Below are 26,034 nucleotides of genomic sequence, written 5' to 3'. Positions count from 1 at the left end.
GCCCCCAGCAGGTGAGCCATCTGAACACACATGTGTCCGCGGCACTCGTGGAAGCGGAGGTGTAAACGTACTGGAGCCCCGCACCGGAAGCAAATCCCCTCCCGGGCCGCCAATCCGCGGCCCTCGCCGCGGACCTCGCGGCGGTGGGCCCCACCGCGCGGCCAACCCCAGCTCACCGCCAATGGTCTAAACCGGTCGGCCATGACGTTAGGCTGCTCTAGCGGTACCGCCGTCCGGTACAAGATGGGACGGCGCCTATGAACTCCGCACATAGGAGGCTTCCCATGACGACTGTGACGTCCCCCCTCCCCGGAAGGGCCATCGGGCTCGCCGCGGTGCCGGATCCGGTGTTCTCCGGCGCGATGGTGGGTCCTGGGACCGCGATCGACCCGGTGCGCGAGCCGTCCGAGGCGCTGGCGCCGGTTGACGGTGTTGTCGTCTCCCTTCACCCGCACGCGTTCGTGGTCGTGGACGCGAACGGCCATGGCGTGCTGACCCACCTGGGCATCGACACTGTTCAGCTGAACGGTGAGGGCTTCGAGTTGCTCGTCAACAAGGGCGACACCGTTACCCGGGGGCAGGCCGTGGTGCGGTGGAACCCGGCGGCGGTCGAGGAGGCCGGTAAGTCGCCGGTCTGCCCGGTGGTGGCGCTGGAGGCCACCGCCGATTCGCTGGGCGACCTGCGGGAAGACGGCGATGTGAAGGCTGGCGACCAGCTCTTTTCCTGGAGCTGACCGACGCCCCGGGCGCGGCGCCGTCATATTCGACGCCGGGCGAACGCGGTAATCACGAGCGCGGCGGCCACCGCCGCATCAACCGGAGACGGGTGAGATGGAGACAACGCTGCGAGGCGTCGGTGTGAGCCACGGTGTGGCGATCGGCGAGGTACGCCACATGGGCACCGCGGTGCTCGAACCACCGGCGAAGCAGATCCCCACGGATGAGGCCCCCCGTGAGCAGGGCCGGGCGCGGCAGGCCGTGGAGGCCGTGGCCGCCGATCTGATCGCACGCGGCAATCTGGCGGGCGGTGAGGCCCAGGCGGTGCTTGAGGCCCAGGCGCTGATGGCCCAGGACCCCGAGCTGATGTCCGACGTGGAGCGCCGGATCGCCGTGGGCAGCACCGCGGAGCGTGCCGTCTATGACGCCTTCGCCGCGTACCGGGCGCTGCTGGCCGGAGCCGGGGAGTACCTGGCAGGCCGGGTGGCCGACCTGGACGACGTCCGCAACCGCATCGTGGCCCGGCTGCTGGGCGTGCCGATGCCGGGCGTGCCGGACAGCGACGAGCCGTACGTACTGATCGCACGGGACCTCGCACCGGCGGACACCGCGCTGCTCGATCCGTCTCTGGTGCTCGGTTTCGTCACCGAGGAGGGCGGCCCGACCAGCCACAGCGCGATCCTGGCCCGCGCGATGGGCGTGCCGGCCGTGGTGGCGCTGCCGGGCGCGAGCGAGCTTGCCGAGGGCAGTGTGGTGGCCGTGGACGGCAGCACGGGTGAGGTCTTCGTCAGCCCGAGCGCCGAGAAGCGTGCTGCTCTGGAGGCGGCTGCCGCCGAGCGCAAGGCGGCGCTGGCCGCGGCGGTCGGTCCCGGTGCCACGTCGGACGGGCACAAGGTCCCGCTGCTGGCCAATGTCGGCGGTCCGGGCGATGTTCCGGCGGCGGTCGAGGCCGGTGCCGAGGGCGTGGGCCTGTTCCGGACCGAGTTCCTCTTCCTGGACGACAGCAAGAAGGCGCCCTCGGAGGAGAAGCAGGTCGAGGCGTACCGCAAGGTGCTGGAGGCCTTCCCGCAGGGCCGTGTGGTGGTGCGGGTGCTGGACGCGGGCGCGGACAAGCCGCTGGAGTTCCTGACCCCGTCGGACGAGCCCAACCCGGCGCTGGGGGTGCGGGGTCTGCGGACGCTGCTCGACCACCCCGAGGTGCTGCGCACGCAGCTGAGGGCGCTGGCCGAGGCCGCGGCGGGGCTGCCGGTCTACCTTGAGGTCATGGCCCCCATGGTGGCCGACCGTGCCGACGCCAAGGCGTTCGCCGACGCGTGCCGCGAGGCCGGGTTGCAGGCGAAGTTCGGCGCGATGGTCGAGATTCCCTCGGCGGCGCTGCGGGCCCGGTCCATTCTTCAGGAGGTGGAGTTCCTGTCGCTGGGTACCAATGACCTGGCGCAGTACACCTTCGCCGCGGACCGCCAGGTCGGTGCGGTGTCGCGGTTGCAGGATCCGTGGCAGCCCGCGCTGCTCGACCTGGTGGCGCTGGCCGCTGAGTCGGCCAAGGCCGAGGGCAAGAGCTGTGGTGTGTGCGGTGAGGCGGCCTCCGATCCGCTGCTGGCTTGTGTGTTGACCGGTCTGGGTGTGACCAGCCTGTCCATGGGTGCCGCCGCCATCCCGTATGTGCGGGCGACGCTGGCCAAGTACACGCTGGCGCAGTGTGAGCGTGCGGCGGCGGCCGCGCGGGCGACGGACTCGGCTGAGGAGGCGCGTGTCGCCGCCCGGGCGGTGCTGTCCGGCGAGTGACCGCGGTCCCGGGCGCTCAACTCGCCCGGGAACCAGAGGTGTTGGGGGGCGTCTCGCCGTCACGGCGGGGCGCCCCCTTCGTGTTCCCGCCCCGTCACGCGTCGGACGGCGGGGGCAGCGGCGTTCCCGCGCAGTACGTCACTCCGGGTTCCGGCGGTACGGGTTCGCCGGTTTCGGCGTCGGTGCAGTAGGCGTTGAAGACCTCGGCCTCGGTGAGCGGATGCAGCCAGCCGTCGCGCAGGCTCCAGCCGCGTACCCGGTCCGGCTCGCCGGGCGTGCCGCGCCCGGTGCGCAGCACGACGCCGCCGGGGCTGCCGGTGGCGAGTCCGACGGCGAGCACGGTGCAGAAGACCAGCGCGTCGGTCTCACCGAGTTGGACCGTGCCGTCGTCCGCGCACCGCGCGCGCAACACCCCGGCCAGCGGCGGGCTTTCCTCGGCGACCATCGCGTCCGGTCCCGCATCGATCCGCACCACGGGCACACTGCACACCAGGTGGTGCCGGCCGGTACCGGCGGCTCGCAGTAGCCGGGACAGTGCCTCGGAGGCCCGGTCGAAGGCGGCGTTGTGGCCGCCGCCCGCGCAGGCGTCGCAACCGCTGGCCCTGGCGAGGAGCTCGGTGGCGTGCTCCCAGGTGGCGCGCCGGTCGGCGGCGCCGATGAGTTGGCTGACGAGATGGTCGACGGGTTGTCCCTGGTACGGGACCGTGGCGCCGCCCGCCGCCACCTCCGCGATGTACCGGGAGCGGGTGGCGGCGGTGTCCGGGTCCTGGCCGGTGTCGGCGCAGTAGGCCGCGAACTCCGCGGGGTCGAACAGGGCGACGCTGATGTGGATGCCCCGGGCGGCGAGTGAGCGCAGCAGGCCCTGCATCTGGCGCAGGTACTGGGCATGGTCGTGGAAGGCGAAGGTGGAGTAGGACCGCATCGCTGTGAAGTCCTCGCGGTCCGCCAGCAACGCGACGGTGCTGGGCACTTCGCGGCGCAGGGTGCGGCGTGACACCCGCCGCGAGGTGCTGAGGTTCTCGGTGTGTGACATGGTTCCCCCTCCGTGCGGCTACCCCCGTAGCCACAGCAGCACGGCTGTGTAGGCCCGCTGACCTGTCACGGTCTTCGGACTCTTGCTCACTCACCGTAACCTGGGGCACTGACAGCGCGCGGAGAGAATGACCGGAGTTTTGTTCAACTCCTGATTCGCCGCTGCCGCGCCAACTCCTCGTAGAAGCTCAGTAGTTCGACGTTGTCGACGGAGCCGGGGTTGACCGCCTTCTCCAGCGGGGTGCCCTGCAGCAGCCGTTTCACCGGTACCTCGATCCGCTTGCCGGTGAGGGTGTGCGGGATGCCGGGGACGGTGATGACCTCGTCGGGGACGTGCCGGGGGGAGAGTTCGGCGCGGATGGCCCGCTTGATGCGGTCGCGCAGGGCGTCGTCGAGCTCCGCGCCCTCGGCGAGCACGACGAACAGCGGCATCCAGTAGCCGCCGTCGGCCTGTTCGACGCCGATGACGAGGGATTCGCGGATCTCGGGGAGGCGTTCGACCACTTCGTAGATGTCGGCCGAACCCATGCGCACGCCCTGGCGGTTGAGGGTGGAGTCGGAGCGGCCGTGGATGATGACGGTGCCGCGGGAGGTGATGGTGATCCAGTCGCCGTGCCGCCAGACGCCCGGGTACATCTCGAAGTAGCTCTCGCGGTACCGGATGCCGTCCGGGTCGTTCCAGAAGCGGACCGGCATGGACGGCAGCGGTGCGGTGACCACGAGTTCGCCGACCTCGTCGATGACCGGCTTGCCGTTCGGGTCCCAGGCCTGGAGGTCGGTGCCGAGGCAGGCGCCCTGCAACTCGCCGATGTAGACCGGCAGGGTGGGGATGCCGCCCGCGAAGCAGCTGCACACATCGGTGCCGCCGCTGACCGAGGCGAGCCAGACGTCCTCCTTGACCTCGTCGTACACCCAGCGGAAGCCGTCCGGCGGCAGGGGCGAACCGGTGGTGGCGATGCACTTGACGGCGGACAGGTCGTGGTCCCGGCCGGGCTGGACCCCCGCCTTGCGGCAGGCCATGACGTAGGCGGCCGAGGTGCCGAAGACGGTGGCTCCGGTGCGCTCGGCGACCCGCCACTGCGCGCCGGTGTCGGGGTGGCCCGGGCTGCCGTCGTAGAGGATGATCGCGGCGCCCGCGAGCAGTCCGCCGACCAGGAAGTTCCACATCATCCAGCCGGTGGAGGTGTACCAGAAGAAGCGGTCGTCGGGGCCGAGGTCCATGTGCAGCCCGGTCTGCTTGAGGTGCTCGACGAGGATGCCGCCCTGCGACTGGACGATGGCCTTGGGCAGTCCGGTGGTGCCGGAGGAGTACAGCACCCACAACGGGTGGTCGAACGGCACCTGCTCGTACACTGGTTCCGCGTATCCGGAGACCAACGCGTCCCACTCCAGGGCGCCTTCGGGCGCCGGGGTGCCGAGCAGCGGGATGTGCACGACCGCGCGCAGCCCGGGCAGTTCGCGGCGCAGTTCGGCGACGGTGTCGGTGCGGTCGTGTTCCTTGCCGCCGTAGCGGTAGCCGTCGACGGCGAACAGCACGACCGGCTCGACCTGTTGGAACCGGTCGAGGACTCCTCGGGCGCCGAAGTCGGGGGCGCAGGAGGTCCACACCGCGCCGACGGCAGCGGTGGCGAGCAGGGCGATGACGGCGTGCGGGGTGTTGGGCACGTAGCCGCTGACCCGGTCTCCGGGGCGCACTCCGAGGCGGCGCAGGTGGTCGGCGAGGGAGGCGACCTGGCGGCGCAGTTCGCTCCAGCTGGTCTCGCGGATCTCGTGCCGCTCGTCCAGGTACAGCAGCGCGGGTCCCTGGGCGCGGTCCTGGTCGTCGGCGGTGCGCAGTGCGTGTTCCGCGTAGTTGAGGGTGGCGCCGGGGAACCAGCGGGCGCCGGGCATCCCGGCGTCGGCGAGCACGGTCTCGTAGGGGGTGGCGAAGCGCACCTGGAACCATTCCACCACGGCCTGCCAGAACCGTTCCGGCTCGCGTACCGACCACGAGTGCAGGGCCTGGTAGGCGGCGAGCGGGTCGGCCGGGTCACCGGTGGGCGCGCCGTGCGTCTCGGCCGCCCATGCCTGGAAACGGGTCAGCCGGGTCGCGGCGATGCGTTCCGGGCCCGGCCGCCAGAGGGGACGCGGAGCAGGGGTGGGCTGCGGTGCGCTGGTCATGGTGACGACTCCCTGGGTGGCGCAGCTTTACGCCTGTGTGCGTTGTACCTCGCTCGAGCGGAATGTCCCCGGGCGGGGCTGGGCAGGACGATGCCATGTGATCGTCCGCCGCGCCAGGGGCTTCTCCCCGCTCGGCGCCGGAACGTGCCGATCCGGGTTCGCTGGCCAGGGTGAACAGTGGCTTAACGCGGGTGGGAACGCCGGGTGGGGCTGGAAGGCTAGCGGCATGGACAGGCGTGATCTTGTGCGTTCGCTGCGGCTGGTGGGGTCGCGCAACGGCTGGCCGGCGGTGCGGGCCGCCTGGCGCAGACGCCGGATCGATGCGCGTGACCTGCCCGCGCGCGGTGCGGAGCGGGCCCGGGTGCCGGGGGCGGCGTACAGCGCGGAGCCGCTGCCGGGTGGTGGCGTGGTGCGGTTCGCCCAGTCCTCGCTGCGGGTGCGGGTGGCGGTGGGCGGTGCGGTGTTCTGCGGGTGGGACGGCGCGGCACCGGAGCCGTCGTACGCGCTGGCGGGTGAGTGTCCGGAGGCGGACACGCGTGCGGTGCTCGAACCGGACAAGGACGGCTGGCGGGTGGTCTCGGAGCGGATCACGGTGGTCGTCTTCCGGCACGGGGCGGTGGAGTTCCGTACCCCCGGCGGGGTCCCGCTGCGCCGGGAGCTGCCGCCGCGCTGGTGGGACGGGTCGGGCCGGATGTCGCGGTGGGTGCAGCGGGCGCGGACTCCGGCGGACGCGGTGGTGTTCGGGCTGGGCGGGCGCGCCTCGGGGCCGCGCCTCGCGACGGGTGCCTACCGGTTGTGGAACACCGATCCGTGCGCTCCGTTCGGTCCCGGGGACGATCCGCTGTACATCACGATGCCGGTGCAGTTCGTGGTCGCGGACGGTGGCTGCCATCTGGTGTTCCACGACAACACCTGGGACGGGTGGGTGTGTCTGCGGGACGGTGAGGAGGGCGCGGGTTCCGGGCACGACCAGCCGGGCGGCTGCGAGGTGCGGTTCGAGGGCGGTCCGCTGCGGTACTGGGTGATGGCGGGCAGCCCGGGCCGGGTGCTGGGCACGTGGACGGCGCTGACCGGCCGGCCCGCGCTGCCGCCGCGTTGGGCGCTGGGCTACCAGCACGCCCGTTGGGGATTCGGCAGCGCGCAGGAGGTGCGGCGGGTGGCGGCCGGGTACCGCGAGCGCGGGATGCCGGTCTCGGCGCTGCATCTGGACATCGACCACTTCGACGGGCACCGGGTCTTCACCGTCGACCGCGAGGCGTTTCCCGAACTGCCGTCGCTGGTCGAGGAGTTGCGCGAGGACGGCATCCAACTGGTGTCCATCGTCGATCCCGCGGTGAAGGCCGAGCCGGGCTCGGCCGTGTACGACAGCGGGACGGCCGCGGACGCCTTCGTCCGGGACGCCCGGGGCCAGGTGGTGCGCGGGCTGGTGTGGCCGGGCGAGACGGTGTTCCCGGACTTCACCGAGCCGCGGGTGCGGCGTTGGTGGGGCGGGCTGTACGCGGAGCGCCTTGAGCAGGGCTTCGCAGGCTTCTGGCACGACATGAACGAGCCCACGTCGTTCACCGTGTTCGCCCGGTACGGCGAGTCGACGCTGCCGGATTCGGCCCGGCACGGCATGGAGGGGCGCGGCGGCGACCACCGCGAGGCGCACAACGTCTACGGTCTGGCCATGGCCCGCGCCGGGTACGAGGCGCTGCGGGAACTGCGGCCGGACCGGCGGCCGTTCCTCTTCTCGCGCTCCGGGTGGGCCGGGATGCAGCGTTACGGCGGCACCTGGTCGGGGGACGTGGCGACCGGCTGGCCGGGACTGCGGGCCTCGCTGGCACTGGTGTTGGGGCTCGGGCTGTGCGGGGTGCCGTACTCCGGTCCGGACGTGGGCGGCTTCCACGCGATGCCGTCGCCGGAACTGTACGTGCGGTGGTGGCAGTTGTCGGCTTACCTGCCGTTCTTCCGCACCCACTCGGCGATCGAGGCCGGGCGGCGCGAGCCGTGGGAGTTCGGGCCGCAGGCCGAGGAGTGCGTACGGGTCGCACTGGCGGAGCGGGTTCGGCTGCTGCCGTATCTGTACACGCTGGCCCATCTGGCGCAGCGCACGGGCGCGCCGTACGTACGACCGTTGTGGTGGCACGACCCCGAGGACCGAAGGCTGCGCGCCTGTGGTGACGCGTTCCTGCTGGGGGACGCGCTGCTGGTGGCGCCGGTGGTGGAGCAGGGCGCGACCACGCGGACGGTTCGGCTGCCGCCCGGCCGGTGGTACGACGCGGCCACCGGCGCCGTCCACCGCGGCCCCGGCCAGGTGCTGTTGGCCGCTCCGCTGGACCGTACGCCGGTGCTGGTGCGGGCCGGGGCGGTGCTGCCGGTCGCGGTGGAGGACGGGATCGGGTTGGAGGTGTGGGCTCCGGCGGCCGGGCAGAGCGGCGAGGGGGTGTTGATCAGCGACGAGGGGGACGGCTGGGATCAGCCCCGGGTGGAGCGGTTCGCCTCCCGGTGGCGGGACGGTGCGGTGGTGGTGGAGCGCGAGGGCGCTGACGAGGTCGGCCACCCGGTCAGTGTCCGGGGGTTGGCGCACAACCCGAGCTGACATACCGTCAGCTTTATGAAGCGTATCCCGGTCGTACCCGGCTGGTTCGGCGCGGACGGCGATCCGGACCGGTTCCGGCTGCTCGGCACCCGGTGCCGGAGCTGCGGGGCGGTGTTCTTCCCCAGGGCGGACGCCTTCTGCCGCAACCCGGCCTGCGACGGTACGGAGTTGGACGAGACGCCGCTGTCGCGCACCGGCACCGTGTGGTCCTACACCGACAGCCGCTACCGGCCGCCCGCACCGTACCCGTCCGATCCGGACCTGCCCTGGGAGCCGTTCACCGTGGTCGCCGTGGAACTGGACGAGGAGCGCATGGTCGTGCTGGGTCAGGCCGCGCCGGGCGTCACGGCCGCCGGCCTCGCGGTCGGCATGGCGGTGGAGCTGGTTCCGGGCGTACTGCACCAGGACGCCGAGCAGGTCTGGACGACCTGGCACTGGCGGCCGTTGGGAGGCCCGGCATGACCGAGGACATAGCGGTGCTCGGCGCCGGGATGCACCCCTGGGGCAAGTGGGGACGCGACTTCGCGGAGTACGGGACCGTGGCCGCCCGAGCCGCGCTCGCCGACGCCCAACTCGACTGGTGCGACGTTCGGTTGGTGGTCGGCGCGGACACGGTGCGCTGCGGCTACCCCGGGCACGTGGCGGGCGCGACCTTCGCGCGGGCGCTCGGCTGGCAGGGCGCCCGGGTCAGCAGCGTCTACGCCGCCTGCGCCTCGGGCGCCCAGGCGATCAACACCGCACGCGCCCAGATCCTGGCGGGCATGGCCGATGTCGCGCTGGTGGTCGGCGCGGACGCGGCGCCCAAGGGCTTCTTCGCACCGGCGGGCGGGGACCGGCCGGACGACCCCGACTGGCTGCGGTTCCGGGTGCTGGGGGCCACCAACCCGGTGTACTTCGGGCTGTTCGCCCGCCGACGGATGGCCCAACTCGGCGACACGCCGGAGGACTTCGCCCTGGTGAAGGTGAAGAACGCGGCGGCCGGGGCCGCGAACCCGAACGCCCGCTACCGCAAGGCCGTCACCGCCGGGGAGGTCGCCGCGTCCCCGGTGGTGGCCGATCCGCTGCGGCTGCTGGACATCTGCGCGACCTCGGACGGAGCCGCCGCGCTCGTGCTGTCCAGCATGGCGTTCGCCCGTCGGCACGGGGTGGCGCCGGTACGGATCCGCGCGGTGTCCACCGTCACCCCGCGCTACCCCAGGACCGCGCTGGACCTGCCGGACTTCGCCACCGACTCGGCCGCGCTGGTGCCGCCGCCCGAGGTCGGATTCCGTGCCTCGATCGCGGCGGCGGCCTACGAGGAGGCCGGGACCGGGCCCGCGGACCTGGACCTGGCCGAGGTGTACGACCTGTCCACCGCCCTGGAGTTGGAGTGGTACGAGGATGTGGGGCTGTGCCCCGTCGGCGAGGGCGCGAAGCTGCTCCGGGAGGGGGCGACCGCACTCGGCGGCCGGATCCCGGTCAACCCAAGCGGCGGCCTCGCCTCCTTCGGCGAGGCGGTACCCGCGCAGGCGCTGGCCCAGGTCTGCGAGCTGACCTGGCAGTTGCGCGGCCAGGCAGGCGAACGGCAGGTCCGGGCGGCGCGCTGCGGACTCGCTGCGAACCAGGGTCTGTTCGGTCACGGTTCCGCGGTCATCGCGGTGCGGTAGGCGAGTGCCGAAAAGTTGCGTGAACGCGTCGTAAAGGCCGCCGAGTCGCGGCCGTCCCAGCGGCATGCTGAGTAGGTGCCTGCCTGGACCGATCGTCTGCGCTTCGCGTTTCAGCCTGTGGTCAACGTGGTGACCGGCTCGGTGGCGGCCCTCGAACTGCTCGCCCGACCCGAGGAGGGCGATCTGCTGCGCTCCGCGCGCCGCTCCCCCGAACTCGACGTGGAGATCGCCGCGCTCGCGGTACGGTCGGCCGCCCACCAGGAGGCGCTGCTACCCCTGCACGTCAACCTGTTCGCGACCACCCTCGCCCAACTCCCCGAGCCGACGGCGCTGTTGGCCGCGGTACGGGAGGCGGGCCGCCGCCCGTGGGAGATCACCGTCGACGTGGGGCCGCCGTTCTCCGCGCTGTGGCAGGACCCGCTGGTCGAGGCGGTGCGCAGTCTGCGTGAGGGGGGTTACCGGATCTGTGTGGACGGGGTCGGCGACGGCGACCTGCCGCTGCGGCTGCTGGCCGAGCTGGCCCCCGACATCGTCAAGCTCGACGTCTCGCTGACCGCCCGGCTGCCCGGCGACGACCGTTACCGGGCGGTGGTCGACGCGCTGCGGCACTTCTGCGAGGGCATCGGCGGACGGCTGGCGGCCGAAGGGGTCGAGACGGAACGGCAGTTCACGGCGGTGCGCGAACTGGGCGTGCACCTGGCTCAGGGCAACCTGTTCGCGCCCGCCGCCCGCCGGCCCACGGCCGATGTCTACCGGCCGCCGGTGCCGCCGCCAGTCGCCGCCATCGCGGCCTCGGGGCCCGCCGGGCCATCGGTCGCGGCGTTCCTGCGGCCCGCCGCCCTGCTGCCGCTGTCGGTCTCCGCGGAGCGGGTGCGGGAACTGCTGACCGCGAGCGAGGAGACGTCGGGGGTGGTGCTGGTGGACGATGACGGCGTACCGGTGCGCGCCATCGACCGGGACCGCTTCCTGCTGTCGCTGTCCGGCCGCTACGGGCACGCGCTACACGCCGACCGGCCCGCGCTGCGGCTGGCCGACCACCCCCGCACCATCCCGCTGGACGCCACCGCGTGGCAGGTGCTGGACGTGGTGGCCGCCGACGCGCGGCGGCGTACCGGGGACGATGTGGCGGTGGTCGACCCGGCCGGGCGCTGCGTCGGGGTGGTACGGCTCGCCGACATCGTACGGTCACTGGCGGAGAGCCGGGTGGAGGAGGCGGTCGGCCTCAACCCGCTGACCAGGCTGCCCGGTTCCGATGTGGTCAACCGCGAACTGGAGCGGCGGATAGCGCAGAGCCGGGGGGTCGCGGTCAGCTGGCTGGACGTGGACGCGTTCAAGCAGATCAACGACGGCGCCGGGTTCGCCGCGGGCGACGAGCTGATCCGGGCGGTCGGCCACCATCTGGCGCTGTGCGCCCGGCAGTTCGCAGGCGCCCTGGTGGGGCACATCGGGGGTGATGACTTCCTGGTGCTGTGCGCACCGGAGGAGTTGGGCACCATCGCTGGCGCCGTGCTGGACCGCCCGTGGTCTGCCGGTCGGCTTGCGGTGACCCTGTCGCTGGCGACGCTGGTCTGCCCACCCGGGCGGATCCGCGACCACCACGAGGCGGCCGGGCAGTTGGCGCCGCTGAAGAAGGAGGCGAAGGCGCTGGACGGCACGAGTTGGGTGCGTGCGGAAGCGGGCAGCGCGGGACACCAGGTCCTGCGCGGGGACAGCCGTACGCATCCGGTCCGCCGCGCCGCCGCCAACTGACCGCGCGAGCCGCGGGTCCCCGCTGGTTGCGGCCTGTCCGGCGCCGCAGTACCGCGGCCGTTGTCAGGCCGTCCCGCGTCGGCGGCGACTCACGTCGCGGCGGGCTGCCGCCGCGACGAGCGCTCCATCGCGTGCGAGACCACCGCGATCAGCACCTCCTTGGCGGACTCCCGGTCGCGGGCGTCGCACATCACCAGCGGCACGTGCGGGTCGAGGTCCAGCGCTTCGCGCACCGTCTCCAGCGCGTGCTGCTCGGCGCCGTCGAAGCAGTTGACGGCGACCGCGAACGAAATGCCGCGCCGCTCGAAGTAGTCGACCGCGGCGAAGCAGTCCTGGAGCCGCCGGGTGTCGGCGAGCACCACCGCGCCCAGCGCGCCCTGCGCCAACTCGTCCCAAAGGAACCAGAACCGGTCCTGCCCCGGTGTGCCGAACAGGTACAGCACCAGATCGTCGCGCAGCGTGATCCGGCCGAAGTCCATGGCCACCGTGGTGGTGTTCTTGCCCTCGACTCCCGTGGTGTCGTCGACCGGCCGTCCCGCCTCGGTCAACGCCTCCTCGGTGCGCAGCGGCCGGATTTCGCTGACCGCGCCGACCAGAGTGGTCTTGCCGACGCCGAAGCCTCCCGCCACCAGGATCTTGAGCGCGACGGGCTCGGTCGCGGAGGACTTTCGGCGGCGGTCAAAGCGCCCGAAGGCCATTGATCTCTTCTCCAGGTTGCCGTCCGTGCAAGTGTGTTGAAGACTCTAGCGGCCCACGGGAGTTCCGCGGTCGAAGCCCCCCTGCCAGCGCCGCGGTCAGCGCCGCGCCTGTGCCTGTGCCTGTGCCTGCCAGTGGCCGAACTGCTTGATCGGGTCCCCGTCGAGCTTCCAGGGGAAGGCGGTGACGGTGCCGCCGATCAGCTGGAACGCCGGGCCCGCCTCGGGGACGCGCTTGGCGTGCACCAGCCCGTACGCCAGGGTGTTCAGGTCGGCCAGCGCGGCGGCGTGCCGCAGGAACCCGGGTCGGGGCCAGTCGGTGGCCGCCCGGTCCAGCGCGGCGGCGGCCGGCGGCTGGGTCCACAGCCGCGCGGCCATCAGTGCGTCCACGCCGCCCGCCGAGACGGCCCGCCAGTAGCGGTCGACCATCGCCACCAACTCCACGCCGACGGCAGGGGCGTTGGACGGCATTCCGGCGCGGGTGGCGTCGAGGAAGTCCAGCACCTGGGTGTGCGAGCCGCACTCCTCCGGCGAGAGGTAGCCGAGCATCTGGAGGTATGCCTCGCGGTGCCAGGCGTCGCGGACGGTGACCTCGCGCCACACCGGGAACACCTCCTGGGTGGGGCGACCCAGCAGCCGTAGCGCGCGCAGCAACGCGAGCCAGGGCCCCGGGTCCTCGGGTCTCAGCTCGGCGGCGCTGTAGCAGGCGTCGACGGTCTCCTGCGGATCCGCCAGCCCACCGTCCCTGCGGCCCTGTACGAGGTCGGCCCAGGCCCGGAACAGCAGCGCGTCGGCGCTGTTCGGCTGCCGCCGCACCCAGCTGCGGGTGAGGTTGGGAGGCGCCACGGAGGCGAGCACCATCATCCGGTGCGTACGTCGGTCCCAGTCGTCGCCCGGCTCCTCCAGCAAGTCCGCCACAAGGTCAACCCGAATGTCGGTCATACCGGGCATTGCCGGGGATTCCAGCTGTTTGCGCACTTTGCCGAGTTTTGAGTCATCGAGCTCGGGCGCCAGACGAGGGGTCACGCTACGACGAGAACCAAATATCGGCATGGTTCCGGAGCATAGGGCGAACCCGGACCTCCGCACAGGGCATGACCTGGATCGTTATGCCAGCGGTTGCAAACACTTTTGGGGCTCCGCTCACCTGCGCGGGCGACCGAGTCTGTGAGCGCTCTCAGCACCGCCTCTCGGCGGCCACGGCGGAACCTTACGGCTGGCGAACGGCGCATCGCGCACGGCCAGTTGAGCATGGATGGCGTGGGCAACCCGGTGAGGGCAGGGCTCCGGGGATGATCAAGGGAGGGAGTGCGCCACGCGGTGGCAGTGGCGGGCATCCGCAGCGCCGCGGGTGGACCTGTGCCAGTCGGCGGTGGCGCATACCCCCGTTCGGCGCGATCACCCTGATGTTGGCACCGGCCGGACCCCGGTCACCGCCAGCGACCTGGTACTCGACCCGCAACAGCTCGACGGTGACCTGTACTTCGGCTCGGTGGAGCTGGGCCGTGACGCCGCCATGCTCAACGCCGCGCCGGGCGTCACCGGGACGCACGGCGGCTACGGGCAGCGGGCACAGACCCTGAACGTCGACGGGATGCGACTGGCCTCCTGGTCCGTCACAGCCGGGCTGTTCAACCCCAAGGGCGCGGCGTCGGTGATCCTAGCGGTGCTGCTGGGGGCGTGCGCGGTGCACATGTGGTCCAGGCCCGGGCGGGCGGCGTACAGCGGTTGGCTGGTCATCGCGCTCGGCGTGGTCTCCTATCCGCTGGCCGACCTCGGCGGGTTCCTCCTGGGCATGCTGCTGGCCTTCGTCGGCGGCTCCCTGGCCGTGGCCCGGCGTCCGGTCGGCGGGTGGCGCGGGGACGGCGGGTGATCCGCGCCGCGGGCCAACGGCCCTGGGCCGCAGCGGAGTTGGCGGCCCTGTCACTGCTGGGGCTGCCGCATCCGCCGGGGGCTTCCCCGGACTGCCGCGGCATCGGTGCCCGCCGTGCGCCCGGTCCCGGGTGGCTGCGATCCTGGCGCGCTGCCGTCGGCCGCACCGGTCGGGGCGGCCGGGCGGTCCGGGGCGGCGCGGGCGCCCTCACTGACCGACGTCACGGCCACATGGCTGTGGCTGACGGCCCCCTCAAGTCAGCGCGCCGGGCGCGGAGTTCGGCACCGCGCGGCTGTGCGCGGCGCCGAACCGGGGCCGGTAGGCGCCGTCACAGCGCCCGAAGCCCGTTGATCACCTCGCGGAGCAGGCTCTCGTCCGGCAACTCCGCCGGGGGTACCGGGCGGGTGACACGGACCAGTCCGGCTTCGAGCAGATCACCGATGAGCACCCGCACCACCCCCACCGGAAGGTCCAGCTCCGCCGCCAGTTCGGCGACGGAGGTGGGCTCGGTCCGGCACGTGGCGAGGATGTCGAGGTGCTCGGGCGACAGGGTGTGGTCGAGTTCGCCCGCCTGGTCAGCCTCGTCGGGGTGTTCGTCGGTGAACACCAGGGCGATCAGGTCGAGCCGGACCTCGGCGGCATGGCTGGTACGGCCCCGCGTCATGGCGTACGGCCGCACCACCGGCCCCGCCGCGTCGTCGTACCACCGGTCCGCTTCGGAACTCATGGCACTCCATCAACCCGTGACGCGCGGCGCGGTGCCCAGGTGCGCGCCGACACGCTTGACCAGCAGCGCCATCTCGTACGCGACGAGGCCGACGTCGGAGTCGGCGTCGGCGAGCACGGCGAGGCAACTGCCGTCACCGGCGGCGGTGACGAAGAGGAAGGCCTGGTCCAGCTCGACCATGGTCTGCCGCACCTGGCCCGCGTCGAAGTGCCGTCCGACGCCCTTGGCGAGGCTGTGGAAGCCGGAGGCCACGGCGGCCAGGTGCTCGGAGTCCTCGCGGGACAGGTCCTTGGAGGCGCCGGTCGCCAGTCCGTCCCCGGAGAGCACCAGCGCCTTGCGGATGCTGGACACGCGCCCGACCAGTTCGTCCAGGAGCCAGTTGAGATCGCCTGTCGGGCTTGTTGGTGCGGTCATCGACCGTCCCCCTCCGATGTCGTTCCTGCTTCGTTCCCGCTCCGGCCGTCGGTGCGGTCCGGAAGGCTGCTGTCGTCGGCTTCCGCGCGACCGCGCTGCCAGCCGCGCTGGAGCGAGGCCATCCGGGAGCGCACCTCGTCGGCATCGCGATCGTATGCCGCCCGCGCGGTGTCGTCGGTCTCCGCGGGTCGCGGCCGCGGTCCGGTGTCGTCCTCGCGCAGCTGCGGCGCCAGACTGGCCTGGCGCACCCGGCGCGGTAGCGCGGTGGGCGCGGGCATGTCGGCGGCGGGTTCCGGCCTGTTGGTGGCGGCCGGTTCGGGGCGGGGCCGGGCCGGGCCCAGGGTGCGGCCGCGGTCAGCGACGAGCACCGGGGTCCTACGGCGGCGCGGCAGCGGTGTCGGCTTGCCCTCGTCCGCCTCGTCACGCTTGCGTTCGGCCGGGTCAGCGGCCTGCTGGTGCTGCTCGGCGACGTCCGCGCCTTCCACGGGGCGGGCCGCCGGAAGGTCGCCGTCGGTCGCCGCGGCGGGGAGGATGCCCCACTCGCGGAACGCCTCCTCGTTGGGCTCACCAGGTACCGGCACGGCGATCTCGTCCGGGAGTTCGCCGTCGAACCGCGGCTGCGCGGGCGGTGCGGCGAGCCGGGCGATCGCGCCGGGCACGGGCTGCTCCCCGGTGCCGGCCGCGTCCTCGGCGTCGGTGAGCAGTGCGGTGGGGATGAGCACCACGGCGGTGGTGCCGCCGTACGGGGACTGCCGCAGGGAGACCCGCACGCCCTGGCGTTGGGCGAGGCGGCTGACCACGAACAGTCCGAGACGGTCGGTGTCGGACAGTTCGAACTCGGGCGTCTCGGCCAGTCGCAGATTGGCGTCGAGCAGCGCGTCGGGCGTCATGCCCAGGCCGCGGTCGTCGATCTCCAACACGAAGCCGTTGGCGACCCGCTCGCCGTGCACCTGGACGGTGGTGTGCGGGGGTGAGAACACCGTGGCGTTCTCCACCAGTTCGGCGAGCAGGTGGGTGAGGTCCGCGACCGCCGCGCCGACCACCGCGAGCCGGGGCAGCCGGCGCACCTCGACCCGCTCGTAGTCCTCGACCTCGGCGACCGCGGCACGCACCACGTCCATCAGCCGCACCGGCTTGCGCCACTGCCGGGACGGCGCGGAGCCGGAGAGGATCACCAGGCCCTCGGCGTGGCGGCGCATACGGGTGGTCATGTGGTCCAGCCTGAACAGGTCGGCGAGTTCCTCGGCGTCCTCGGTTCGCCGCTCCATGGTGTCCAGCAGGGCCAACTGCCGGTGCAGCAGCACCTGGTTGCGGCGGGCGAGGTTGACGAAAACGTCGGAGACCCCGCGCCGCATGTCGGCCTGCCGTACGGCGGCTTCGACCGCGGCCCGCTGCAGGGTGTTCAGCGCCCGGCCGACCTGGCCCATCTCGTCGTCCGGGTAGTCGAGGCGGGGCGCCTCGGTCTCGACGTCGACCTCCTCGCCCGCGGCGAGCCGGCGCATCACGCGCGGCAGCCTGGTTCCGGAGGCCTCCTGCGCCTCCTTGCGCAGCGCGGACAGGTCTCGGGCCAGGCCGCGGCCGATGCGCAGGGAGACGGCCACCGAGACGATGACGGCCAGCAGACCGAAGCCGCCCGCGATGCCCGCCCGGACCAGCACGCCCACCGCGTAGGGCTTGACGCGCTGCTTGTAGTGCTCCGTCGCCTGGCGGTCCAGCGTCGACAGGTCGCTGAGCACCGAGGAGGTGGTGTTCTGCCAGGTCTGCGGGCTGACCTTGTCGGGCGCCACCGCGGGGTCGGCGTTGAGGATCTGCTCCTCGGCGTTGTGCAGGGCGACGCCGGTACTGCTGCGCCAGTAGTTGTCGAACAGGGCGCGGTCCGCGTCGGGCAGCAGCTGGGGGTACTTGGCGTACACCTCGCGCTGTTCGGCGACCGCGTCGCCGAACCCGCGCTGCTCGGCGCGGCTCATCCGCCCGGCCACCTGCGCGGCGGAGAACAGCGCGTCCTCCCGGGAGATGGCGTCCCGCGCCTCGGACAGCTCTGTCAACACCCGTGACTGGCGGTCGAGTTGGACGTTCTGCAGCGCGTTGAGGCCGAGGAAGAAGTCGTAGTACGGCTCGACCACGTCGTTGTACGCGGTGAAGGCGTCGGCGCGGCTGATCCGCCCGTCGGAGATCTGACGGCGCAGGCCGTCGAGTTCGCCCGCCTGCTTGACGAGGGCGTCCAGGCGCTGCCGTGAGGCCGTGTCCAGCTTGCCGCGCAGTGTGGCGTCACCGGCGTTGGCGCGCATCTGGGAGACCGACTTGTCGGTGTCGGACTCGGCGGAGCGCAGGTTCTGCTCGGACTGCGAGTTGCGTGGGTCGGCGAGGTAGACCAGAGCGGCACGCCGTTCGGTGGACAGCTCCTCGATGGTGTTCTCGACCGGGTAACCGATCTTGTTGGTGACGTCCTTGACGTCCAGCAGGCCGAACACCCCTCGCCCGGTGATCAGGGCCGCGAACGCCCAGATGCCGATCAGGGACACCAGCGGCACCAGGAGCAGTGCCACGATCTTCCGACGGATCGATTTCCCGCGAAAGCGCATGGCCTCCCCAACGTCGACCCCTGGGCAGGGGTTAGTAGTCCGTTAAACGGCGCGAGCCTACTACTGTGCGATGACCAACTCGAAAACCAGTCTGCACATTTGAGTTCGGCAAGCCAACCACAACGCCCTAGTTTGATCGGTTACCGGCAGTTTTGCTCTGACCGGTTCTCGCAGGTGAATTTCCTCGCTTCCCACGGGAACCACAGGGCCCCGCCGATCGTGCCTCAGTACGGAGAGACAGCCCCCCGAAATACGCCGAATACACCATGACGATCCGGGCAAGCAACAAGGGGTCGGGGGTGTGTGTCCCCGAGGGGAGCACAACGCCATGGACGCCCAATCACAGCGCAACGCCGCGGACACCGACCGCGGTTACGACGAGCCGCCGCTCAGCGACGCCACCCTGTGGACCGAGGAGCCCGTCGGCAGGCCCCGCATGCCCGATCCGGTACGCGCCTCCGCGGTGCGCGCGGTGCTGATCGCCTCCGTGACCCTGATCGAGGCGATGGTCGCCATGCTCGGCGCGGCGGCGGGCACGTGGATCACGGCACCCGCCCTGCTGTGCACGGTGGTCAGCACCGTCGTCGCCACCTGGGCGGTGCTGGACGTATGGGTGACGCGCCAGGTGTGGAACCAGCGGCACGGGGTGCTGTCCAGCCCCAGCACCGCGGCCCGGCCGCGCCGCCTGCGGCGCGGTTCGCCTGCCCGGCGGGGGGTCGGCAAGGTGCGGGGGCCCGCCCGGCGACGGGTTGCCGGACTGCGGTGAGCTCCGGCCGCCGGTCGACTCGGACGCGGTGGCGCGCCGCCGCCGTGGCGGAAGACCGGCGGCGCACCACCACAGCCCTCGCTCAGACCGGCTGTTCCGAGGGGCGGCGGAACATCCGGGTGGCGGTGATCTCGCCGTGCACCGGTTCGCTGTCCGGGTCCTGCTGCGGCAGGCCGGGCCGCAGATGCTCCTCGACACTGATGTACTTCAGCCCCGCCCGCAGGTCCGCGTCATTGCGTAGCCGCACCACCAGCGGGAACTCGGCCAGCGCGGTGGTGTCGAACAGGCCGGTGGTGTAGATCAGTTGCACGCCGAGCGCGTCAGCCACCGCCCGTTGCAGCTCCAGCAGATAGGTCGCGTTGGCCCGGCCGATCGGGTTGTCCAGGAACAGCGTGCCCGCGTGCCGCTGCCGGTCCCGTCCACTGTCGTTGCTGCGCAGCGCCGCCATCGTGCAGTACAGCGCGATCGCCGCGGTCAGCAGCTGGCCGCCGGAGAACACATCGCCCATCTGCCCGACCGGCACCCGCTCCGCGCGCAGCACCGCGTCCGGCTTGAGGATCTCCACCGCGACCCCGCGCGGCTCCAGCGCGGCCTGTACCCCGCGCAGCAGCAGGCTCATGCCGTCCCGCCGCAGGTCGGAGTTCTTCCGCACGGCCGCCCGGGTGGCCTCGTCGATCACCTCGCCCAGCCGCTCGGCCAGTTGGGCCTGGTCCGGGTCGTCGAAGCGGATCCGCAGGAACTCCTGGCCCGACCACTCCCCCAGCCCCTCCGGCAGCCGGGACAGCCGCTGGGCGGAGCGAAGGGTGGCCAGCGATGCCTCCACCAGACCGCGCAGCCGGTCCACGATGCTGTCGCGGTTGCGTTCCAACTGCTCCAGCTCATCGGTGAGCACCCGCAGCCGGGGCGCGAACGCGGCGGCCCAGGCGGCGGCGTGCTCGGGCAGCGCGCCGGCGGGCAGCTCACGGATCTGCTGCCGCGCGGGCGTGCGCACCTGCTCGTAGCGGGTCGCGTTGGCGTGCCGCACCAACTGGTCGCAGGCCTCACGCAGTTGCGCCTCGGCCGCCGACAGGTCGGCCGCGCAGCCGCGCAGCCCGCGGCGTGCCTCGGCGGCCGCCTGCCGGGCCTGCTCAAGACCGCCGGAGTACGGCTCCGGCTCCTCCTCCGCGCCGCTGTCCTGGGCGGCGTTGTCCCGCAGCAGATCACGCAGCAGCGCGGCCAGTTCGTCGAAGCCGCCCGCCGCGTCCTCGGCGGCACGGTGTGCGCGCTGGAGTTCGGCGTGCCGCTCCCTGGCCGCTTCCAACGCCTCGGAGCGGTCGGCGAGTTCGCCGGTCACCGTGCGCAGCAGGGCCTGGGCGTGCTCCGCGCCCTCCGGGACCAGTTCGTCGGGCAGCTCGGTGTGCGCCTCGCCGTCGCCCGGCGCCAGCCGCTCGGCCTCGCCGCGCAACCGGCCCAAGTGCTCACTGGCGGCTCCGGCCCGCGACTCGATCCGCTGCACCAGCGCCTCGGCCCGGGCCGAGGCGGCCTGCCGGGAGGGGCCGTCCGCGCCGTCGGCGCCTTCGAGCAGTTGGGCGGCGCGGGTGCGGACCTTGTTGGTCAGCCGGTCCAACTCGGCGAGCGCCGCGCTCTCATCGCTCTCCGCGCGCGCCTGCTCCGCGCGCAGGTCGGCGCCGACGCCCACCTTCTCGTACACCTGGGACGCGGCGCGGTAGGCCTCGCGCAGCGCGGGCAGCGAGGCGTTCGGCGGTTCGCCCTCGCCGCTCTCCTGGTCGGGTACGCCCGCGATCTCGGCGCGCTCGGCGCGCAGTGCCCGTACGGTGCGGCGGGCGTCGTCGGCGGCGCGCTGGGCGGCGCGGCGGTCCTCGTCGGCGGAGCGGGCTCGGGCCAGGCAGGACTCGGCGCACTCCTCGGCCTCGGCGGCCTCCTCGGCGAGTTCCCGCGCCCTGCGCTGCCACGCTGCCCGCTCCCGCAACCGGAACGCCAGCCCGGCGAGCGCATCGGCGCGGCGGCGGGCCCGCTGCGCCGCCTCCTGGCGCTCGTCGCGCACCCGGGACGCCTCGGCGGCCGTCTCATCGGCCTCCGCGCGCCGTACCCGGGCCTCGGCCAGCTCCTGCTGGGCCGCGCCGGCGGCGGCACGGGCGGTCTCGACGGCGGCGGCGAGTTCGGTCAACCGTCCCGGCGGGCAGGAGGCGCGCCATGAGTCGAGCCGGGCGGCGAGTTCGCGGTCGTGCCCCAGCCGGGCGGCGAGCGCCCTGATCTCCTCGTCGCGGGCGGCGGCCCGCTGCCGCAGCGCCTGCCGCTCCCCGTCGGCTGCCTGCTCGTCGTGCATGGCCGGGTTCGGCGGTACGAGGAAGACGTCATCAGCCGCTTGCCCGGCCGGAGTTGGCGCGAGCAGCGCGGCGGCGGTGCCCACCGCAACGGTCGAGCGGGGCAGCAGCGCGGCCTCCGCCAGGATGCCGCGGGCCCGCTGATAGGTGTCGGGGTCGGTGACCACCACACCGTCGACCAGTTCCGGCCGGGTCGACAGCACCGCCGCGTGGTCGGCCGGGTCGACGGCCTGGGCCAGATAGCGCCAGCCGGGCAGCGCGGGCACGCCGTGCTCACCGAGGTACTCCACGGTGGCCAGCACATCGGGGGACGGCGGCAGCAGTCCCCCGTCGCCCAGCGCGGCCAGGATCCGGGAGTCCTCGGCGGCCGAGGTGCGCAGCTCGAACAGCTGCCGTTCGGCGGCGGCCACGCTGCCGCCGAGCAGTTCGCGCAGCGTCTCGGCGTTGCGGTCCAGTTCCTCGACGCTCAACGCCTGCCCGGCCGCGCCGCCTTGGGCGGTGTCGTCCGGGGTGCCGGCGCGCGGGGCCGGGATGCCGGCGGTTGCGGCGTGCGGCGCCTCAAGGCCGAGCAGTTCGGCGAGCCGGGGTTGCGCGGCCAGCGCGGCGGCCGTGCGCAGCTCGGCCCCCTGGCCGGACTCGGCGGCCTCCAGGGCGTCCGTGCCACGAGCGGCGGCGAGTTCGGCGCGGGCCTCCTCGGCGGCCGCCTCACGGGCCCGGTCGGCGGCGGCACGCGCGGCGTCACGTGCCGTCTCCCAGGCGGCGACGGCGGTCTTCTCCGCGTCGCTGGCCTCCAGGGCGGCGCGCGCCGGATCGGCGTCCGGGGCCGCGTCGTCCAGCCATCCGGCGCGTACCGCTTCCGCGGTCTCCTGCTCGACCTCGGCCAGCCGCTGCTGGAGGTGGCCGATCTCACTGCGGGCGCGCTGTGCGCCGGTGGCGGCGGCGGTGGCGTCCCGGTGCGCGCTGTCGGCCTCGGCCTGGAGCGCGATGGAGCGCTCCTCCTCCTCGTCGGCCTGGCGCTCGGCCCGGTCCGCGGCGGCGCGCAGCGCGCGCACCAGATCAGTGGCGGCCTTGGCGCGGGCGGCGAGCGCGGGGGCCGCGTCGCGTTCGGCCTCGCGGATGGCGGCGGCCACCCGGGCCGAGCGGTCGGCGGCGGCGCGGTGCCGCAGCACGATCTCCGCTGCCTGCCACGCGGCGTGCAGGGTCCGGGCGTCGACCAGCTCACGGCGCAGTGCCGCGGCGTCCTTCTCGGCGGCGGCCAGGCTCAACGAGGCGTGCCGGTATGCCAGTTCGGCGCTGATCAGGGCGGTACGAGCGCGGGCGGCGTCCGCGTCGGTGACCGAGCGGGCGGCGTCGCCGACCTGCTGGTCGAGTGCGGCGGCGCGGCCGCGCTCCTGGTGGGCGCGGGCGGACAGCCGCCGGGCCAGCTCCCGGGTGCGGCGCTCGCTCTGGCCGTGCACGCCGCGGGCCCGGTCGCGCTGCTCGGTGCCCGCCACGATGCGTTCGAGGTGGTCGAGGGATCCGGCGGTGAAGTCCCGTTCGGCGGTCAACTCGGCACGTCGGCCGAGTTTGTTGGCGAAGCCGTGCACCAGGTCGGCCAGGCCGTCGGTGTCCCGGGTGTCGGTGACGGCGCGCAGCAGCAGGTCGGTGAAGTCGGAGTCCTTCTTGACCGCGAACAGTCCTGCGGCCTCGCCCTCGTCGGCGTTCATCTCCCGCTGGTAGCGGAAGAGTTCGGGGTCCAGGCCGAGGTCGCCGAGGTGCTCGTTCCAGCGGTCGTGGATCTCCTCCCACACCACGTCGAGGTGCGGATAGACCTTTCCGGCCTCGGTGAGGGCGTCGCGGAACCCCTTCATGGTGCGTCGGCGGCCACGCGCCCCGGACATCCCTTCGGCGGGCGGGCGCACCGAGGCGGCCTCGGCGACCGGCAGCGAGTCCAGGCTGAGGCCGGGGCCCGGCCGGAACGAGTACCAGGCCTCGGCGAACTTGCGCGGGTCGGAGGAGACCTGGCGACCGCGCCATTCGCTGACCTTGCCCACCACCACGAGTTCACCGGTGATGGTGTGCTGCCACTCCAGCGCGACGTGCCCGCAGTCGTCGGCGAGCAGGAACTTGCGCAGCACACCGGAGCTGGCGCCGCCGAGGGTGTTGCGGTGGCCGGGCAGCATCACGGAGAAGATCAGCTTCAGCAGTACCGACTTGCCGCCGCCGTTCTCCAGGAACAGCACGCCCGCGGGCGCGGGCCGGCGCGGCGGCCCGGCGGGCTCGTCCTCGAAGAACTGGCCCTGGGCGGGCGCGGGCTGCGGAACCGGGTCGCCGACGCCCCGCAGGTCCAGCACGGTGTCGGCGTAGCGCGCACCGGCCGGTCCGATGGAGTAGAGGCGGACCCGGGACAGCTCGTACATGGCGGGACTCTCGGTATGTGGGTTGGTTCGGACGGGGTCCGGGGCGGGCCCCGGTGGTGGTCTGGGGGCCGGCCCCCAGCGCAGATCTCCTTACGAGCCGTGAAACGGCAGGCCCGCTTCGGCGACCAGCTCGAACTCGTCGCCCTCGCCCGGCGGCAGCAGACTCGCCGTGCCGTCGCCGACCGGGACCACGCCGAGGTCCAGCAGTTCGGCCATGGCGGCGCTGCCCGCAAGATCTCGGACCTGCAACTGGTAGCGGGCGGTGGTGCGGTACGTGCCACCCGACTCGTCACCGGTGCGCTGGAGGAAGCCGGAGTCCACCAGGAACGCCACCGCCTTGCCGACGATGCCGGTGGTCGAGCCGGCCAGCCTGCGCGCGTCCTTGGTGGCGCCGGTGGCGCTGCGCCGCGCGTAGACCCGCCAGGCCGCCTCCAGGCCGGGCGCGTCGCTGGCCGGGTCGCTGTTCTCGCCCTGCTCCTCGGCGCGTTCTTCCAGGCGGCGGCATGCCTGGCGGACGAAGGCGTCCACTCCGTTGACCGTGATCCGGCCGATGTAGCCGTCGTCCGCCAGGTCGGCCGGGCGCGGGAACGCCAGGGCGGCGACCGCCAGATGCGCCAGGCCGTGCAGGAAGCGGTCGCTGGAGTCGGAGGCGGCGCGCCGTGAGTAGTCGCCCATGCGCACCGCGAACACCGAGTCCTCGCCCGCGGCCACCGCCATTCCGGCGCGCGGTGAGACCTCCAGCACCACCAGTCCCAGTCCGGCGGCGACCGCGTCGGCGAGCCGGGCGAACGCCGGATCCTCCCGGTGCCGCCGGATCAGCTCGGCGTACTCGGCGTCGCGGGCGGGCAGCAGCTTGGGCTGTAGCCCGAAGGCGACCAGCCGGGCGGCGTCGGCGGCGTCGGCCGGGGTGACCGCCGCCGGGCGGACGGCCTCCGGTTCCGGTGCGGGGGCCAGGTTCTCGCCGTCGTCCATCACTCGCGGTGTCCTTCGTCCTTGCCTGCGGTGTTCTCCACCGTCCGGTCCAGTGCCATGCCCGCCGCGTCCAGCAGCGCGGCGCCGACGATCAGATCGGCGCCGCCGAACTCCGGATCGTCCAGCTCCGCACCGTCGTCCACGGCGAACAGCAGCCGCTGCTCGCCCTGCCGGTAGGCGGTGCCGACCGGCGGGCTGGCCGCGTGCACCGCCAACAGCGCGACAAGGTACGGCAGTTCGGGGTCGCGGCGGCGGGCCTCGGCCAGCAGGCCGGAGAGTCTGCGGGGCGCGTCGTGCGGCAGGTCGAGCAGTTCCAGCGCGGCTTCCAGCTGCGCCTCGCTGAACCGGCTGTCCTCCGGGGTGGCGACCAGGTCCGGCTCGGGCATCTCGGCGCCGAGGTGTTCGCGCTCCAGCGGCGGGGTGAGCAGTGTCTCGATCAGGTCGCCCACGCGCACCGCCGGCGGGGTGCGCAGTCCGGTGCCGTGCGCGAAGAACGCGTCGGTGACCCGGCTGGCGCGCTCCACGGGCAGCGGCAGCAGCGGCGCCAGCAGTTGCCCGTACAGGTCGAGTCCGGCGCGGGCGACCGGTGTGGCGAAGGCCTGCCGGTCCTGCTCGGCACGGAACAGCGGGCCCGCTTCCAGGAGCCGGGACTGCAACTGGGTGTGGCGGCGGATGCAGTCCTTGACGATGTCCACGAGTTCGGCGGCGCGCCGCTTGTGCTCCGGTTCGGTGGCCTCGTCGCGGGCCTTGCGGATGTTGGTGAGGATCGCGTTCTCGTGCCGGTAGCGGTCGGCGACGTGGTCCAGCGCCTCGTTGATCATGTCGGGCACCGCGCGCAGCCAGTCCACCGCGCGGACGTCCCGCCGGGTCGCCTCCAGGGCGCGGCGCAGCGTCTCGGCGTACTGCACGGTGCGGTAGCGGGCCTGCTCGGCGGCGAGTTGGGCGTCGGCCAGCCGCCCTCGGCTGATCAGCACCTCCAGCTTGACCTCTGCGGCGATCTGGGCGCTGGTGACGTCGGTGTCCAGGGCGCCGACGAGGACGTTGACCGCTTCGTCGGTGGTGCGCAGATAGACGGTGCCGCCGGGGCCCGGGACCTCTTCGATCAGCTTGAAGTCGTAGTCGCGGCGCACATAGGCGCCGTCGGCGCCGAACGTGCCGTAGACGGCGCGGAAGCCTCGGTCGACGCTGCCGACGTTGATCAGGTTCTCCAGCACCCAGCGGGCGACCCGTTCGTGCTCCTCCGCGGGGCGCCCCGGGGCCTGGGCGGCGACCCGCGGCTGCAGCCGGGCGACTATCTGGTCGTGGTCGGCACCGGTGTCGAAGTCCATGGTGAGCGTGACCAGGTCGATGGCGGCGAGCGCCACTTCGGCCATGGCGTACGTGGAGTACTCGCCCGCCAGGTTGGCCTTGCGGGCGTCCAGGTCGTGCAGCGGAGCCGTGCAGGCCAGCGCCTTGAGCCGACGGGCCAGGCCCTCGTCGGCGGCGGGTCCCGGCGCGACGGGGCGCGAGGAGCCGGTGTTCGGGTGCGGCACGGTTTCCGCAGTGGACGCAGTCACGACGGACAGATTAGGTGGTCACACTGACAACGCACGAAACGGCGCGGATTGCGGGG

At 73.2% G+C, this 26,034-nt stretch carries 18 protein-coding genes; 8 read left to right on the top strand and 10 right to left on the bottom strand.

Annotation, left to right across the window (positions count from 1 at the left end; translation table 11 throughout):
• Nucleotides 1-284 precede the first annotated feature (284 nt).
• Together O5O46_RS17625 and ptsP are read left to right on the top strand one after the other, a co-directional pair.
• Nucleotides 285-734: a PTS sugar transporter subunit IIA gene (locus O5O46_RS17625; RefSeq protein ID WP_269856394.1), complete on the top strand. Its 450-nt coding sequence runs from the start codon at nt 285-287 to the stop codon at nt 732-734.
• A gap of 97 nt (nt 735-831) precedes the next feature.
• On the top strand, nt 832-2,502 hold the full coding sequence (ptsP, locus tag O5O46_RS17620) for a phosphoenolpyruvate--protein phosphotransferase (protein WP_269856393.1): 1,671 nt from the start codon (nt 832-834) through the stop codon (nt 2,500-2,502).
• Between the two features lie 94 nt (nt 2,503-2,596).
• Here ptsP and O5O46_RS17615 read toward each other — a convergent pair whose 3' ends face one another.
• Both O5O46_RS17615 and O5O46_RS17610 read right to left on the bottom strand, forming a co-directional pair.
• Nucleotides 2,597-3,535: a hypothetical protein gene (locus O5O46_RS17615; RefSeq protein WP_269856392.1), complete on the bottom strand. Its 939-nt coding sequence runs from the start codon at nt 3,533-3,535 to the stop codon at nt 2,597-2,599.
• 143 nt (nt 3,536-3,678) lie between these two features.
• Nucleotides 3,679-5,694, bottom strand: coding sequence for an acetoacetate--CoA ligase (locus O5O46_RS17610; protein ID WP_269856391.1), 2,016 nt, complete (start codon nt 5,692-5,694; stop codon nt 3,679-3,681).
• Between the two features lie 226 nt (nt 5,695-5,920).
• On the opposite strand from O5O46_RS17610, the gene O5O46_RS17605 reads away from it, so the two are divergent.
• The 4 genes from O5O46_RS17605 to O5O46_RS17590 all read left to right on the top strand — a co-directional run bounded on the left by O5O46_RS17605 (nt 5,921) and on the right by O5O46_RS17590 (nt 11,670).
• Complete coding sequence (locus tag O5O46_RS17605) at nt 5,921-8,275, top strand: glycoside hydrolase family 31 protein (RefSeq protein ID WP_269856390.1); 2,355 nt, start codon at nt 5,921-5,923, stop codon at nt 8,273-8,275.
• A 15-nt stretch (nt 8,276-8,290) separates the two neighbouring features.
• Nucleotides 8,291-8,737: a Zn-ribbon domain-containing OB-fold protein gene (locus O5O46_RS17600; protein WP_269856389.1), complete on the top strand. Its 447-nt coding sequence runs from the start codon at nt 8,291-8,293 to the stop codon at nt 8,735-8,737.
• Nucleotides 8,734-9,921, top strand: coding sequence for a lipid-transfer protein (locus tag O5O46_RS17595; RefSeq protein ID WP_269856388.1), 1,188 nt, complete (start codon nt 8,734-8,736; stop codon nt 9,919-9,921). Before O5O46_RS17600 ends, O5O46_RS17595 begins: the two co-directional genes overlap by 4 nt.
• A 75-nt stretch (nt 9,922-9,996) precedes the next feature.
• Nucleotides 9,997-11,670 (top strand): GGDEF domain-containing protein, encoded by a 1,674-nt coding sequence (locus O5O46_RS17590; RefSeq protein WP_269856387.1) that lies wholly within the window; start codon nt 9,997-9,999, stop codon nt 11,668-11,670.
• Between the two features lie 89 nt (nt 11,671-11,759).
• On the opposite strand, the gene O5O46_RS17585 is transcribed toward O5O46_RS17590, so the two are convergent.
• Nucleotides 11,760-12,368, bottom strand: coding sequence for a GTP-binding protein (locus O5O46_RS17585; protein WP_269856386.1), 609 nt, complete (start codon nt 12,366-12,368; stop codon nt 11,760-11,762).
• 96 nt (nt 12,369-12,464) lie between these two features.
• Nucleotides 12,465-13,307 (bottom strand): hypothetical protein, encoded by an 843-nt coding sequence (locus tag O5O46_RS17580; protein WP_269856385.1) that lies wholly within the window; start codon nt 13,305-13,307, stop codon nt 12,465-12,467.
• A 409-nt stretch (nt 13,308-13,716) separates the two neighbouring features.
• On the opposite strand from O5O46_RS17580, the gene O5O46_RS17575 reads away from it, so the two are divergent.
• Entirely contained in the window at nt 13,717-14,238 is a 522-nt protein-coding gene (locus O5O46_RS17575; RefSeq protein ID WP_269856384.1) for a DUF6230 family protein, read from the top strand.
• 328 nt (nt 14,239-14,566) lie between these two features.
• Here O5O46_RS17575 and O5O46_RS17570 read toward each other — a convergent pair whose 3' ends face one another.
• Genes O5O46_RS17570 through O5O46_RS17560 form a run of 3 tightly spaced genes read right to left on the bottom strand, consistent with a single transcriptional unit; the run spans nt 14,567 to nt 17,961 of the window.
• The gene (locus O5O46_RS17570; RefSeq protein ID WP_269856383.1) at nt 14,567-14,965 is read right to left on the bottom strand and encodes a DUF742 domain-containing protein; all 399 of its coding nucleotides are present in this window, start codon (nt 14,963-14,965) and stop codon (nt 14,567-14,569) included.
• 9 nt (nt 14,966-14,974) lie between these two features.
• A complete protein-coding gene (locus tag O5O46_RS17565; protein WP_269856382.1) occupies nt 14,975-15,379 on the bottom strand; it encodes a roadblock/LC7 domain-containing protein in 405 nt (134 codons plus the stop codon).
• Nucleotides 15,376-17,961, bottom strand: coding sequence for a nitrate- and nitrite sensing domain-containing protein (locus O5O46_RS17560; RefSeq protein WP_269856381.1), 2,586 nt, complete (start codon nt 17,959-17,961; stop codon nt 15,376-15,378). Before O5O46_RS17560 ends, O5O46_RS17565 begins: the two co-directional genes overlap by 4 nt.
• A 328-nt stretch (nt 17,962-18,289) precedes the next feature.
• Here O5O46_RS17560 and O5O46_RS17555 point away from each other — a divergent pair, with 328 nt between their 5' ends.
• Nucleotides 18,290-18,727 (top strand): hypothetical protein, encoded by a 438-nt coding sequence (locus O5O46_RS17555; protein WP_269856380.1) that lies wholly within the window; start codon nt 18,290-18,292, stop codon nt 18,725-18,727.
• Between the two features lie 82 nt (nt 18,728-18,809).
• On the opposite strand, the gene O5O46_RS17550 is transcribed toward O5O46_RS17555, so the two are convergent.
• From O5O46_RS17550 to O5O46_RS17540, 3 genes are all read right to left on the bottom strand, one after another.
• A complete protein-coding gene (locus O5O46_RS17550; protein ID WP_269856379.1) occupies nt 18,810-23,450 on the bottom strand; it encodes a hypothetical protein in 4,641 nt (1,546 codons plus the stop codon).
• 90 nt (nt 23,451-23,540) lie between these two features.
• On the bottom strand, nt 23,541-24,422 hold the full coding sequence (locus O5O46_RS17545) for a hypothetical protein (RefSeq protein WP_269856378.1): 882 nt from the start codon (nt 24,420-24,422) through the stop codon (nt 23,541-23,543).
• Nucleotides 24,422-25,978 carry a hypothetical protein gene (locus O5O46_RS17540; RefSeq protein WP_269856377.1) on the bottom strand — a complete coding sequence of 519 codons (1,557 nt, stop codon included), beginning with the start codon at nt 25,976-25,978 and terminating at the stop codon, nt 24,422-24,424. Before O5O46_RS17540 ends, O5O46_RS17545 begins: the two co-directional genes overlap by 1 nt.
• Nucleotides 25,979-26,034 lie beyond the last annotated feature (56 nt).

Source organism: Streptomyces sp. RPT161 (assembly GCF_027533845.1).
Classification (GTDB): Bacteria; Actinomycetota; Actinomycetes; order Streptomycetales; family Streptomycetaceae; genus Streptantibioticus_A; species Streptantibioticus_A silvisoli_A.
Note: the sequence above shows the minus strand (reverse complement) of the source record. Positions and strands in the feature narration are given on the sequence as shown.